The organism is Streptomyces sp. NA04227, assembly GCF_013364195.1.
Taxonomy (GTDB): domain Bacteria; phylum Actinomycetota; class Actinomycetes; order Streptomycetales; family Streptomycetaceae; genus Streptomyces.
In genome coordinates, this window is the sequence record NZ_CP054918.1 from 5,659,298 (window position 1) to 5,672,429 (window position 13,132).

At 71.1% G+C, this 13,132-nt stretch carries 14 protein-coding genes; 9 read left to right on the forward strand and 5 right to left on the reverse strand.

Annotated elements, in window-relative coordinates; genetic code table 11:
* The first annotated feature begins 51 nt into the window (after positions 1 to 51).
* The 3 genes from HUT18_RS24205 to HUT18_RS24215 all read left to right on the forward strand — a co-directional run bounded on the left by HUT18_RS24205 (position 52) and on the right by HUT18_RS24215 (position 1,168).
* The gene (locus HUT18_RS24205; RefSeq protein ID WP_176102662.1) at positions 52 to 420 is read left to right on the forward strand and encodes a WhiB family transcriptional regulator; all 369 of its coding nucleotides are present in this window, start codon (positions 52 to 54) and stop codon (positions 418 to 420) included.
* Positions 417 to 740 carry a hypothetical protein gene (locus tag HUT18_RS24210; protein ID WP_176102663.1) on the forward strand — a complete coding sequence of 108 codons (324 nt, stop codon included), beginning with the start codon at positions 417 to 419 and terminating at the stop codon, positions 738 to 740. Before HUT18_RS24205 ends, HUT18_RS24210 begins: the two co-directional genes overlap by 4 nt.
* 227 nt (positions 741 to 967) lie before the next feature.
* On the forward strand, positions 968 to 1,168 hold the full coding sequence (locus HUT18_RS24215) for a hypothetical protein (protein ID WP_176102664.1): 201 nt from the start codon (positions 968 to 970) through the stop codon (positions 1,166 to 1,168).
* Positions 1,169 to 1,226: 58 nt separating this feature from the next.
* On the opposite strand, the gene HUT18_RS24220 is transcribed toward HUT18_RS24215, so the two are convergent.
* The 3 genes from HUT18_RS24220 to HUT18_RS24230 form a co-directional block, all read right to left on the reverse strand.
* Positions 1,227 to 1,715 carry a hypothetical protein gene (locus HUT18_RS24220; protein ID WP_176102665.1) on the reverse strand — a complete coding sequence of 163 codons (489 nt, stop codon included), beginning with the start codon at positions 1,713 to 1,715 and terminating at the stop codon, positions 1,227 to 1,229.
* Between the two features lie 448 nt (positions 1,716 to 2,163).
* Complete coding sequence (locus tag HUT18_RS24225) at positions 2,164 to 3,672, reverse strand: AarF/ABC1/UbiB kinase family protein (protein WP_176102666.1); 1,509 nt, start codon at positions 3,670 to 3,672, stop codon at positions 2,164 to 2,166.
* Positions 3,665 to 4,933, reverse strand: a complete 1,269-nt coding sequence (locus HUT18_RS24230) for a ThiF family adenylyltransferase (protein WP_176102667.1) — start codon at positions 4,931 to 4,933, stop codon at positions 3,665 to 3,667. The genes HUT18_RS24225 and HUT18_RS24230 overlap by 8 nt, the downstream gene beginning before the upstream one ends.
* 234 nt (positions 4,934 to 5,167) lie before the next feature.
* On the opposite strand from HUT18_RS24230, the gene HUT18_RS24235 reads away from it, so the two are divergent.
* The 4 genes from HUT18_RS24235 (at position 5,168) to HUT18_RS24250 (ending at position 9,057) form a co-directional block, all read left to right on the forward strand.
* Positions 5,168 to 5,764, forward strand: a complete 597-nt coding sequence (locus HUT18_RS24235) for a M48 family metallopeptidase (RefSeq protein ID WP_176102668.1) — start codon at positions 5,168 to 5,170, stop codon at positions 5,762 to 5,764.
* 133 nt (positions 5,765 to 5,897) lie between these two features.
* On the forward strand, positions 5,898 to 7,589 hold the full coding sequence (locus tag HUT18_RS24240) for a TerD family protein (RefSeq protein ID WP_176102669.1): 1,692 nt from the start codon (positions 5,898 to 5,900) through the stop codon (positions 7,587 to 7,589).
* Positions 7,590 to 7,600: 11 nt separating this feature from the next.
* A complete protein-coding gene (locus HUT18_RS24245) occupies positions 7,601 to 8,284 on the forward strand; it encodes an AIM24 family protein (RefSeq protein WP_176102670.1) in 684 nt (227 codons plus the stop codon).
* A gap of 17 nt (positions 8,285 to 8,301) precedes the next feature.
* Positions 8,302 to 9,057, forward strand: coding sequence for an AIM24 family protein (locus HUT18_RS24250; protein ID WP_176102671.1), 756 nt, complete (start codon positions 8,302 to 8,304; stop codon positions 9,055 to 9,057).
* Between the two features lie 153 nt (positions 9,058 to 9,210).
* Here HUT18_RS24250 and HUT18_RS24255 read toward each other — a convergent pair whose 3' ends face one another.
* Positions 9,211 to 9,732 (reverse strand): NUDIX hydrolase, encoded by a 522-nt coding sequence (locus HUT18_RS24255; protein ID WP_176102672.1) that lies wholly within the window; start codon positions 9,730 to 9,732, stop codon positions 9,211 to 9,213.
* Positions 9,729 to 11,198 (reverse strand): zinc-dependent metalloprotease, encoded by a 1,470-nt coding sequence (locus HUT18_RS24260; RefSeq protein WP_176102673.1) that lies wholly within the window; start codon positions 11,196 to 11,198, stop codon positions 9,729 to 9,731. The genes HUT18_RS24255 and HUT18_RS24260 overlap by 4 nt, the downstream gene beginning before the upstream one ends.
* 187 nt (positions 11,199 to 11,385) lie before the next feature.
* On the opposite strand from HUT18_RS24260, the gene HUT18_RS24265 reads away from it, so the two are divergent.
* Positions 11,386 to 12,507, forward strand: coding sequence for an SDR family oxidoreductase (locus HUT18_RS24265; protein ID WP_176102674.1), 1,122 nt, complete (start codon positions 11,386 to 11,388; stop codon positions 12,505 to 12,507).
* Positions 12,508 to 12,648: 141 nt separating this feature from the next.
* Positions 12,649 to 13,122: a molybdenum cofactor biosynthesis protein MoaE gene (locus tag HUT18_RS24270; protein WP_176102675.1), complete on the forward strand. Its 474-nt coding sequence runs from the start codon at positions 12,649 to 12,651 to the stop codon at positions 13,120 to 13,122.
* Positions 13,123 to 13,132: the final 10 nt, after the last annotated feature.

A 13,132-nucleotide genomic window follows, 5' to 3' on the forward strand; every position in this document is an offset into this window, starting at 1 on the left:
CCACCAGACAGCCGGCCAACAGGCCGTAACAACAAGACGAGGAAGACAACCGTGCAACTCGAAGCGCACGCCCCGTCCGTACCGCCTTCGCAGACCATCCCCCCGCCCGTGCCCACGGAGGACTCCCCCTTGAGCCCGCTCACCGCGCTCACCGCGCTTGACGACGCCATCGAGAACCTGGACGTACCCGTCCCCTGCCGCGCCTACGACCCGGAGGTCTTCTTCGCCGAGTCGCCCGCCGACGTCGAGTACGCCAAGTCCCTTTGCCGTACCTGCCCGCTGGTCGAGGCCTGCCTCGCCGGTGCCAAGGAGCGGCGTGAGCCCTGGGGTGTCTGGGGTGGCGAACTGTTCGTGCAGGGAGTGGTCGTAGCCCGCAAGCGGCCCCGTGGCCGTCCGCGCAAGAACCCGGTCGTGGCATGAACGCGCCCGGCACGATCGACCGTCCCCTCACTTCCGACCCCCAGAAGCAGGCCCCGATGAAGCCGTCCACCAACGAGCCCACCGGCTCGGCGACTCCAGATCAGAACACTCCCGGCACGACTCGTTCGCGCCAGAACCGGACCCGTGAAATGCAACTCATCCCAGAAGCCCTGGCACGCGCGCATATGCAACAGACGCTGCGTGACTCCCAGGCCGAGCGCACCTACCTGCACCTCGCCTCCGCCCGCCGGATGCAGAGGCGCGCCGAACGCGCGTCGATGCGAGCCCGCCGGGCGCTGGCGATGGCCGTGATGCAGTAACGGCGAACACCGCGCGAGCGGTGGGAGCTTGCCCCGCAGCGGCGAGGGCGATCAGGTAGGTGCAGTCGATCGCCGACGAGCGCAGAGACGGAAACATGCCGCCCCCGGCCGGCCCTTGAATGGGTCGGCCGGGGGCGGTGGTGTGTTCGGGGGAGTGTCGCCGCCCGGGAGGAGAGGGCGGCGCGTGGTGAGAGGTGCCGCTGTTCGTCCGGGGATATCGTCACAAGATGGACCGGGGACAAGACGAGACGGCACAGGAACCGGAAGCCGAGCCCATCGTGTGCGCGCAGTGCGGCGCCAAGGCCGATGGGCGGGAGCTCACCTGGACCTGCTCCGTGGAGAACGGAGCCCGCCGCTACTTCTGCGACTCCTGCGCTCGCACCCATATCCGGGCTATTGAAGGGCGGTTGGATTCGGGGTGGTGGTGAGTGCGTGGTGAGAGGTGGATGAGGTTCGGGCACGTCCCACTCCGCCAACCTCGGTCGGCTACCGGCGGGCCCGGGCGCGCAGCTTGGGCATCCACCTCGGCAGCCAATGGATGACGGCCACCGTCGCGGCCACACTGCCGAGTGTCACGAGGAAGGCCCCCGGATAGAGGTGGTTCACCCAGCATGGCTGCCACTCATGGCGGCAGGTGGGCGAGGAGCCCTTTCCGGGGATCGCGCGGGCTGCGGCCAACGCGCTCACCAGGGCCACGGCCGCGTACACGATGCCGGCCACGACCCACCGGGGCGAGTACGTGCTCCGGTCCGAGGAGGCCCGGCGGAAGCAGCGCTCGGAAGCTGTGAACGTGATCGGGAGCAACACGCCGACGGTGGCGCCGAATCCGATGCCGGACGCCGGCCAGTACGCGGACAGAGTCCACAGCTCGTCACCGAGCCACAGCGACAGTGGGAGAAAACCGCCGAGGGCTGCGAGCGCGGCGACCGCCTTGGCGTTCTTCTTCCAGCTCGTGCTGCGCGCCGAACGCTCCATCAGCGATCCTCCGAAGTCGTGAACATCTGCTGCGGCTCGTGAATAAAGCCAGGGGGCGGCTGTGTGGGCGTGAGTGGGGGAGGAGCGCTTGTGAGTGGGGGCTTCGCCTGTGTTGGGCGAACCTCGCTTGAGTGGGGGCCCCTCCCCCCCCCCCCCCCCCCCCTCCCCCCTGCAAAGATCAACCCGGCCGTGCCCGCCAAAGATCAACTCGGCTGTGCCCGCAGCGTCATCCCGTGCCTGCAGTGCCCCGAGTGCCCGCACGCCGACCACCACCGTGACCCTTCACGCAGCACCCGCCACAACTGCACGGCACCATCAGCCTCGACCGCCCCCGGGGTCCGACCGGCCGCCCCCGCGGACCCGACCGACCACAACTCGGGCCTCTCCGCACCTCACCCTCGACGCCGCGCCCGCTCAGCCGACCCCGGCCGCCGTACCTCGCCCGACATCACCCGCCGGCCTTCACCCCAGCCCCGACTTCCTCGCCCTCTTCCCCTTCCTCGCCCGCCTCTGCCTCGACTTCGTCGAACTCTTCCTCTACCTCTACGTCTTCCTCGTCCCCGTGCTCGCCCTCGCCCTCGAACTCTTCCGCCTCGGCGTCCGTCTCCGCCTCGTCCTCCGCGTCCGTCTCGTACTCGGCCACGAATCCCGGGACCCATGCCTCCAGTTCCTCACGCATCCGCACGGTGGCGCCCAGTTGGCAGAGGACGCCGATGGTGCTCAGGGTCACGCGGTGGATCAGGAGATAGGCGGGCGGGAGGTTGAGTTGCATGCCCAGTTTGTGGGCGGGGGAGCGGCGGTCGGCTATGCGGGCCGCCTGGCTGCGCATCCAGCCTCGGGTGAAGACGAACTCGTCGGCCCTCGCGGGCTCGATCATCGGGAGCAGGTAGTCCAGCACCTCGTCCGGATCGAGGTCGATCTCCTCCTTGACGAAGCCCTCCTCGCACAGCAGCTCGTAGACCGCGCCCGCTTCTCCTTCGAGGGCCATGCGGAACGTGGTGCCGATCGGTTCGGGCAGTCCGCCGGGCATCCGGTCGACGGTGCCGAAGTCCAGTACGCCGAGCTTCCAGCCGTCGTCGCCGTCGGGCAGCAGACGGAAGTTGCCCGGGTGCGGGTCGGCGTGCAGCAGTCCGGTGCGGGCCGGGCCGGAGAACAGGAAGAGGGCCAGGAGCTGACCTGCGCGGTCCCTTTGTTCCGGGGTGCCGTCGGAAATGATCTCCGAGAGCGGGATCCCGTCGATCCACTCGGTGACGAGGATTCCGTCGCCCTGGTGCACGACGTCCGGAATCAGTACGTCGGGGTCGTCCTCGAACTCCTTGGCGTGGGCGCGCTGTGACTCGGCCTCCAGAGCGTAGTCGAGTTCCTCGGCGACCCGGTCGCGCAGTTCGGCGATGAGCGGCTTGATGTCCATGCCGGGTATGAGGGGACCAAGGAGCCTGGAGAAACGGCTCAGTTGGTTCAGGTCGGAGACCAGGGCCTCGCCCGCGCCCGGGTACTGCACCTTCACCGCGACCTCGCGGCCGTCGTGCCAGACCGCCCGGTGCACCTGACCGATGGAGGCCGCCGCGGACGGTTTGTCCTCGAACTCCTCGAACAGGTCGCGCCAGTTCTCGCCCATTCCCTCCGCGAGTACCTGGTGCACCCTGCTCGCGGGCATAGGCGGCGCGGCCTCCTGAAGTTTGGTCAGGGCGGCACGGTAGGGACCGGCGATCTCCTCGGGCAGGGCGGACTCGAACACCGACATGGCCTGGCCGAACTTCATGGCCCCGCCCTTGAGTTCACCCAGCACCTTGAAAAGCTGTTCCGCCGTGCGCTGTTGCAGCTCACGTCCGACCAGCTCCGCGGACTTGCCGCCGATTCGCTTGCCGAGTCCCCAGGTAGCCCGGCCCGCGAAGCCGATGGGCAGGGCGGCCAGCTTGGCGGTCCGGGTGACCGCCTTCCGGGGAAGATCAGACATAAGCCCTCCAAGTCCCAGACTGCTGCGCCGCGTACGGCGGTGACTTCGCCATTGTCTCCTGCCGGTGTACGTCGTTCGAAGTGTGTTCCCCCTTACGTTCTCGGACACCTTCCCGAGCCGCCCCGCAGGAGCACTCCCGATGGGGCCGCAACTGCCGCGCGTGCCAGTCCAGTCCCGGCAGGGACGCCTCCCATCGCACCGAGCGTGCCGCGGCCTCGTGGCCGTCGAGGAAGGCCAGCGCGTGAGCGGCCGCGAGCCCGGCGACCGTTGTGGCCAGGGCCACGTCGCAGGCCTGGTCGCGTCGGCTGCCGCCCGAGAACCACTGGGCGAGCAGCCGTGGCCAGGTGGGATCGCGGTCCGTGCGGTGGCGCCGTAGACATCCGGCGCACGCGGTCCGGCCGGGGAGGACCAAGGGCCCCACGATGCCGGTGGCTTCGAGCACTCCCGCGTACAGGTGCGGTGTGCCGGATCTCATGTAGTCGTCGGCCGGTGCCTCGCGGGGAACGTAGGAGTGCAGCCCGTCCCGTGGGGCGATCACCGCGAGGGCCAACGGGGGTTCGGGTCCGGTGGCACGCGCCGGGGCGCGGCGTGGCCGGTGGGCGGCGGCACGGCTCACGGCCTGGCGGGCCGCCTCCGAGCGCCGTCGTCCGATGCCGGTCTCGGTCATACCGCCCGGCCCCAGGTCCCCGGGCCGCACACAGCCGCCGTCGATCACCTCGACCTGTCCGACACCGGCGGCGGCGAGTACCGCGGCGATCAGGGTGCCGACCCGCCCCGCGCCACGTACGTGCACGCGTGCGGCTCGCCGGGCCGCCATCAGACGCATCGGGTCGCCGGGCTTCCGCCGGGTCACCGACAGCGAGGCGAGGTCGGGTCCGAGCCGGGCTTCCGGTGCGGGTCTGCGCCTCGGCCCGGGACCGTGCCGAGGCTCGGGTCCGTGCTCGGTGCCCGTGCTCCTTCGAGCTGAGGGGCGCTGTCGTAGCAGGAGTGTGTCCTCGCCCGCGGGGCCGGCGTCCTCCAGGAGCCCGGCGGCCGACAGGCGTTCCACGAGGGGGCCGACCTGTTCCGGTGGGAAGCCCAGACCGGCGGCGTCCCTTCGTAAGAGGGAGAGGCCGCGGGTGCCGTCCATGAGTGAGAGCACGCGGCCCGTGGCGGGCGCCACTGGGGAGAGGACGACCGCGTGGGCCGGGGCGATGCCGAACTGCAGGGTGCGGGCGTCGCGCCAGACCGGCCGTAGGGCGGGCTTCAGGAGCGGATACATCGGAAGTGGACACACAGGAATCCCCCGTCGCTGGTTGGTGAGCGTGCCGTGGCCGTTCGCCGGAGTCGCCGGTCGCGGTGGCACGGGATCAGCATGCACGGTTGGGGAGATTCCTGCGGAAAGTTATCCACAGGCGGGCGAATTGGTATGACTAGTGTGGTGCGGTGTGGTGGATCGGTTGCGAACCGGGGTAGCGGCGGGACTTCGGCAAGGTCCAGCGGGTACGGTCGTGGCGTGCCCGCCGACCCACTGCACAGCGCCGGAAAGCCCCCGCGCAGCGCGATGAGCCCGCCGCAACGCGGCTCAGGGGTGAGCCCGGTCGAGGTCCGAAGAAGCAGCCGACGACGCAGAACCGTATCCGCGTACCGCGAGGGCGATCGCACCGTCGTTCTCATCCCCGCCCGTATGTCGGAGGCGGAGGAGGAGCGTTGGGTCGGGGTGATGCTGGACAAGCTCGCCGCGCAGGAGAGCAAACGCGTCCTTGACGACAGTGAGCTGGCCGAGCGGGCGCGGCGGTTGTCCGCGCAGTACTTCGACGGCCGGGCGGAGCCCAGTTCGGTCCGCTGGGTGACCAACCAGAACACGCGATGGGGCTCGTGCACTCCCGCGGAGGGCAGCATCAGGCTGTCCCACCGGTTGCAGGGTATGCCCGAATACGTCGTGGACTACGTGCTTCTGCACGAGCTGGCGCATCTACTCGTACCGGGGCACGGGCCGCGGTTCTGGCGTCTGCTCGAGGGCTATCCGCGCACCGAACGGGCCCGTGGGTATCTCGAAGGGGTCGTCGCCGCGGACCGCCTGCCGCACCTTCCGGGCGCCCGTACGCGATAAGGGACCGGCTGCTCGCCCCGGAACAGCCGCTGCGCGATTGTGTACCGGCTCTGTACCGGTTTCGCTCACTGTCGCAGCTTCCGGTTAGCCTGGCGCGACGTAATCAACTCCGGATGGGGGACGGTCGTTACGCATGGCCAGGGAATTCCAACGCGGCCACAAGGCCAAGATAAGCGACCTCACCGCGGGGACGGATCTGTATGTAGGGGTACAGATCACTGGCCCCGGGCTGACGTTCGACATCAGCTGCTTCGGTCTTGACGCCGCAGAACAGCTCTCCGACGACCGCTATTTCGTCTTCTTCAACCAGCCGAAAACGCCGGAGGAGTCCATACAACTGCTCGGTGCGCAGGCCGGTGACACCGAGTCGTTCCGCGTGACGCTGGACAAGATCCCGTCCCACATCCACAAGCTCTCGTTCACCGCGACCCTCGACGGCGCCGGGCAGATGTCCCAGATCGCGCCCGGGTATCTGCGGATCGTGGCCGGTGGCGAAGAAGTCGCCCGCTACGCCTTCGACGGCTCCGAGTTCACCACCGAGCGGGCCGTGATGCTCGGTGACATCTACCTCAAGGACGTCTGGCGGTTCGCCGCGGTCGGCCAGGGCTTCGACGGCGGTCTCGACGCGCTGCTGCGCAACTTCGGCGGCGAGGTCGCCGAGGAGGAGCCCGCCGCCGCGCCGCAGCAGACCGGCGCTGCCCCCGGTTTCGCCCCGCCCGGTGGCGTGGGCCAGCCCGCACCCGGTTTCGCACCGCCCGCCCAGGCCGCGGCACCGCCCGCTTTCGGCGCCCCCGCCGCCCCGTCGCCGCAGCAGGCACCGGCACCGGCCGCACCGCCGATGCACGCCGCGCCGACCATCGCCGCCCCGCTCGGACAGCCGGCGCCCACTCCCGCGCCCGCGCCCGCGCCGAGCGCCCCCCTCCCGCCCGGCTACGGACAGCCGCAAGCGGCCCCCGGAGCCCCCGCGCCGAGCGCCCCCCTCCCGCCCGGCGGACAGCCCGGTGCCCCCGGCGCACCCACCGCGCCTCCCGGTTACGGCCAGCAGCCCGGCGCACCCACCGCGCCCCCCGGCTACGGCCAACAGCCGGGCCAGCCCGCCCCGTTCCCCGGCCAGCCCGGGCAGCCCGCCCCCGGCGGTGCCGCACCGCAGCAGGCGGCGCAGGGACCCGGTGTGGCCCAGGCGCTCTCCTTGTACAAGGAGGCGCCCACCGGGCAGCGCTGGACGCAGCAGAACGCCAAGCTCGTCCGGGTCGACCTCAACATGGGCGGCCAGCCGGTGCTCGCGCGCCAGGGCAGCATGGTGCTCTACCAGGGCAAGGTCGAATTCGGTTACAAGGGAGCCGGATTCGCGGGCCGTATCGTCGGCAACGCCACCGGCCAGGAGATGCAGCTGATGCGCGCCTCCGGGCGCGGACAGGTCTTCCTCGCCGAGAACGGCACCCATCTGCACCCCATCGAGCTCCAGGGCGACGCGATCTGTGTCTCCGCGGAGAACGTCCTCGCATTCGACGAGACCCTTCAGTACGAGGTCCGTCGTATCGAGGGGCACGGCATTCCCGGCGGGGCACTGTTCACCATGCAGTTCCAGGGGACCGGCACGATCGTCGTGCGCACCCACGGCCTGCCCGTGGTGCTGCCCGTGACGCCCACGACCTTCGCCGACTGCAACGCCGTCGTCGCCTGGTCCGCTTCGTCCCAGGTCATCGTGTCCAGCCAGGTGCGCATGCGCCGCAACGCCTTCCCCGGGCACACCGGTGAGAGCGTGAATCTCCAATTCCGCGGCGCACCGGGCAATTTCATCGTCGTCCAGCCGTACGAGGTCTGAGGGAGCCCGTCATGAATCAGCAGCAGTTCGCGGGCCACGCCCCCGCACCGATGGCCGCGCGCATGGAGAACCACGGCGAGCACATGCTCAAGGTCGCCATGCAGAGCGGACAGGACCTGTTCGCGCGGGTCGGCTCGATGGTCGCCTACGAGGGCTTCGTGCAGTACGAGCCCAACCCGCCCGCCGTACGCCAGGTCGCCCGCGAGTGGATGACCGGCGAGGGCGCGCCGCTCATGAAGGCCTCCGGCGACGGCCTGCTCTACCTCGCCGACTACGGCGCCGACGTCGTCATCATCAACCTGGGCGGCGACTCGATCTCCGTCAACGGCACCAACCTGCTGGCCTTCGACGCACACCTCCAGTGGGGCGTCGAACGCGTCAAGGGGCTGGCGAAGTTCGCGGGCCAGGGCCTGTGGAACGTCAAGATCGCCGGTCAGGGCTGGGTGGCGCTCACCTCCCGCGGTACCCCGATCGTCGTCGACTGCGGCAGCGGCGAGGACGAGACCTACGTCGACCCGGACGCGCTGGTCGCCTGGTCGCCGAACCTGAAGGTCAAGGGCAAGCGCAGCTTCAAGGCCTCCTCGCTGATCGGCCGGGGCAGCGGCGAGGCCTACCAGATGGCGTTCTCCGGACAGGGAATCGTCGTCGTCCAGCCGAGCGAGGACAGCACCGACCGCCTGCGGGTCCGGGGCTGAGGGGGAGCGAACACATCATGCAGAGCCCGCTTTTCGGCTTCGCCGAGCAGCAGAGTCCGGACCGCTACACACTGCAGAACCCGCAGCTCCTGCGCGTCGCCCTGCAGGGGCACGACGACGTGCTGGCCCGCAAGGGCGCCATGGTCGCCTACCAGGGCCTCCTGGAGTTCGACGCCGAGATCCAGACCTCCGGCCAGCGCCGCGCCCGCGCCAACACCGGCGAGGGCCTGGACCTGATGCGCTGCCACGGCCAGGGCACGGTCTACTTCGCCAACCTGGCGCAGTACGTCCACGTCGTCGACGTCGACCACAACGGCCTGACCGTCGACAGCAGTTACGTCCTGGCCATGGACTCCACGCTGCACCACGAGGTCATCGCCGTGGACAGCCAGTACGGGATCTCCGGCTCCGGCAAGTACCAGCTCGTCATCACCGGCACCGGCAAGGTCGCCCTGATGACCTCGGGACAGCCGCTGATGCTCCAGGTCACCCCGGACAAGTACGTCAACGTCGACGCGGACGCCATCGTCGCCTGGTCCAACGGGCTGCGCGTCCAGATGCAGGCACAGACGCACTCCTCGGGTGTGTGGCGCAGGCGCGGCAACACCGGCGAGGGCTGGGAGCTCAGCTTCATGGGCACCGGCTACGCCCTCGTCCAGCCCAGCGAGCTGCTGCCGCCGCAGAACGCGCAGATCGGACAGGGCGCGGGCGCGCAGTTCGGCATGGGACAGAACGGTGCGCGCGGCCAGAACCAGGGCAACGCCTGGAGCTGAGCGCCGCGGCGGTGACCGGCGGGGCCGGTCAACAACGGTGAAGGGGCCCGCACTCGCGAGTGCGGGCCCCTTCACCGTTTTCGTGGGCGCTTCATCGTTGCCCTGTGTCGTACGGCGCGTGTCGTCCGCCGTACGTCTACGTCGCGCCCGGAGTCAGAGCCGGGCCCGGGTCGCCGCCAGCAGACGTACCACCGAGTCGTCGGCGACCTCCGCGACCTCGTCGTAGCCGAACCAGCGCAGGTCCAGCGACTCGTCGCTGATGGCCTGCACCGCGTCGGCGGGGGCGAGCGCCGCGTACTGCACGTCGAAGTGCCACTGGCAGGGCGCCGGAATGCGATGCCGGTCGAGCAGGACCGGGCCGTCCGGCAGCAGCGTCAGGCCGCTGATGCCGGACTCCTCGTGCGCCTCGCGCAGGGCAGCCTCGGCGAGCGAGGTGTCGCCGGGCTCGCAGTGGCCGCCCATCTGCAGCCACATTCGCAGCTTGCGGTGCAGCGTCAGCAGCACCCGCTCCCGGTGCGGGTCCACGACCAGGGCGCTCGCGGTGATGTGCCCCGCCTCGCAGGCCTTCCACACACCGTCGGAATGCTCCTCCAGGTGCCGCAGATACGCGTCCCGCAGCGGGGGCTGGGCGGCGTAGTCCTTCAGTACGCGGACCGCGTCGTCGTACAGGCTCACTTGCCGCTGTCGTCCTTGCCCTCGTCGCCGGTGCCCTTGTCGTCGTCCGCGCCCGGCTTCTCGCCCGTACCGGAGGAGTCCTTGCGCAGGTCCGGGCCCTGGCCCGCGGCCTCGCCGAGCATCTTGTCCAGCTCGGAGAAGTCGAGCTGCTCGCCGTGCACGAAGCCGTCAGGGTCATCCAGGTCCGCGGCCGTCGGCAGCATGTCCGGGTGCGACCACAGGCCGTCCCGGCCGTCGACGCCACGGGCGTCGGTCAGCGAGGCCCACAGCCGCGAGGCGTCCCGCAGCCGTCGCGGGCGCAGCTCCAGACCGATCAGGGTGGCGAAGGTCTGCTCCGCAGGTCCGCCGGTGGCGCGGCGGCGGCGCAGCGTCTCGCGCAGCGCGTCCGCGGAGGTCAGGCGGGGCTTGGCCGCGGCGTGCACCACGGCGTCGACCCAGCCCTCGACCAGTGCGAGCGCCGTCTCCAGACGGGCGAGCGCCGCCTTCTGCTCGGCGGTGTCCTCCGGCTGGAACATGCCCTGCTGCAGCGCCTCCTGGAGCTGCTCCGGGTTCTGCGGGTCGAACTGGCCGACCACGTCCTCGAGTTTGCCGGTGTCGACCTTGATGCCCCGCGCATAGCCCTCGACCGCGCCGAACAGGTGCGAACGCAGCCACGGCACATGCGAGAACAGCCGCTGGTGCGCGGCCTCGCGCAGCGCCAGATACAGGCGCACCTCGTCCATCGGCACGCTCAGGTCCTTGCCGAACGCCGCGATGTTCGCGGGCAGCAGCGCGGCCCGGCCCGGCTTGCCCAGCGGCAGACCGACATCCGTCGAGCCGACCACCTCACCGGCGAGCACCCCCACCGCCTGCCCGATCTGGGTACCGAACATGGCGCCGCCCATGGACCGCATCATCCCGATCAGCGGGCCCGCCATGGCCTGCATCTCCTCGGGCAGCACATCGCCCATGGCCATGCCCACCCGCTCGGCGACCGGGTCCACCAGGTCCTTCCAGACCGGCAGCGTCGCCTCCACCCACTCCGCCCGGCTCCAGGCCACCGCGGAAGCGGAACCCGAGGGCAGCGAGGTCGCGTCGTCCAGCCACAGATCGGCCAGGCGCACCGCCTCCTCGACGGCGGAACGCTCGGCGGGACCGATGCTCGCGTCCTTCACGCCGTCCGGGGTGCCCTGCGCCACCGTCTGCCGGGCGATCTGCTGGGCCATCTCCCAGTTCACCGGGCCGCCCTCGTAGGAGAGCATCTGCCCGAGCTGCTGGAACGCGGCGCCCAGGTCACCCGGGTTCATCGCGCCGAACATCGCCGCGAACGGGTTGTCGCCGCCCGGCCCGCCCGCTCCGGGCAGCCCGCCGAAACCGAAGGGGTTGCCCGGACCCTGGCCACCGCCCTGCTGGCCCTTCTTTCCGCCCTGGTCGCCGTCCTCCGGTTCCTCGGGCGGAAGGTTGAATCCGAATGGGGTGTCGCTCACGGGATTCCTCGGCTCGTAGGGCCGCCGGCGGTTCCGGCGGCGGCTGCCCGACATCACCTCCAGCGTAGACACCGCGCCGGGTTGCGGGCTCGGTGCTCCGCCGATTCACGGGCTGCGGCAGGATGGATGCCACCTGGTGCGCACGTGGCATTCACGTACGTACTGAAGACAACCGCTGGAGAGGCCGTTGAGTTCCCCAGATCCGCAGGTTCGCGCAGCGCGAAACACCGCCGAGGGCGCAAGCGGCCCGAAGCCCGTCGTGGCCGTCACCGGTGCCGCGCAAGGAATCGGTGCGGCACTGGTGGAGAGACTGGCGGCGAGCGAGGACATCAAGCAGGTCCTGGCGATCGACGAGCGGCGCGGCGAGTGCGAGGCCGCCGAATGGCACCTGCTCGACGTACGGGACCCCGTGATCGCCGAGAAGCTGCGCGGCGCCGACGCCGTCGTCCACCTCGCGCTCGATCTCGGCCTCGACAGCGACCCCGTCGCGCGCAGCGCCTACAACGTCCGCGGCACCCAGACCGTGCTGACCGCCGCCGCCGCGGCCGGGGTGCACCGGGTCGTCCTGTGCACCTCCGCCATGGTCTACGGGGCCCACCCGGACAACGAACTGCCGCTGTCCGAGGACTCCGAACTGCGCGCCACGGCCGAGGCCACCGGCGTCGGCGACCTCCTGGAGATAGAGGATCTCGCACGGCGCGCACCCCGCGCCCACCCCGGCCTCAACGTCACCGTGGTCCGCCCCGCCGTCCTCGTCGGTGGCACCGACACCGCCCTGACCCGCTACTTCGAGTCGCCGCGCCTGCTGGTGGTGGCCGGATCGCGCCCCGCCTGGCAGTTCTGCCACGTCGAGGACCTGTGCAGCGCCCTGGAGTACGCGGTGCTCGGCAAGGCCGAGGGCGAGCTGGCCGTGGGCTGCGAGGGCTGGCTGGAGCAGGAGGAGGTCGAGGAACTCACCGGCATCCGGCGGATGGAACTGCCCTCCGCCGTCGCCCTCGGCGCCGCGACCCGGCTGCACCGGATCGGCCTCACCCCGTCCCCGGCGGGCGACCTCGCGTACACGATGTACCCGTGGGTGGTCAGCGTCGCCCGGCTGCACGACGCGGGCTGGCGCCCGCAGTGGACCAACGAAGAGGTCCTCGCCGAACTCCTCGAAGAGGTCGCCGGACGGCACACCGTCGCGGGCCGCAGGCTCGGCCGCAAGGACGCGACGGTCGCGGGCGCGGCCGGTGCGGCCGGCGCGACGGTGGCGCTGCTCGGCGCGGCAGCCGTCGTACGCAAGGCGCGCAAGGCACGGCGACGGATCTGAGCGGCGGGGCGGGGGCGAGGACCGGAGCGCAGGACCGGAGCGCAGGGCCGGGGCGCGGCAGGGACGGTCGGTCGGGGGAGTGACCGACACCAGCCACCGCCCCCGTTCACCCACCCCGCCCCCGTGCGGCACCATGAACACATGGCCAGCCCGCAGACGCCCCGCCCCGACCACCCCGGTGAGCAGGGAGCCGAGAACCCGATCCGCCTGCTCGCACTGCGGGACGCTCCGCTCAGCGTGGACGAGGTCTTCCGTGCCGTCGGCGACGACGCGGCGGGCGGGACCGCGCTGTTCGTCGGCACCGTGCGCGATCACGACGGGGGCGCGGACGTGACCGCCCTGGCGTACTCCGCGCACCCCACGGCCGAGGCCGAGCTGCGCGCCGTGGCCGAGAAGGTCGCGGCGGACTTCCCGGTACGCGCCCTGGCCGCCGTGCACCGCACCGGCGACCTGGCCGTGGGCGACCTGGCCGTAGTCGTCGCCGTCTCCTGCCCGCACCGCGGCGAGGCGTTCGAGGCCTGTCGGCGACTGATCGACGACCTCAAGCACCAGGTACCGATCTGGAAGCACCAGCGCTTCTCGGACGGCACCGAGGAGTGGGTGGGCGCCTGCTGAGGCTCCCGTC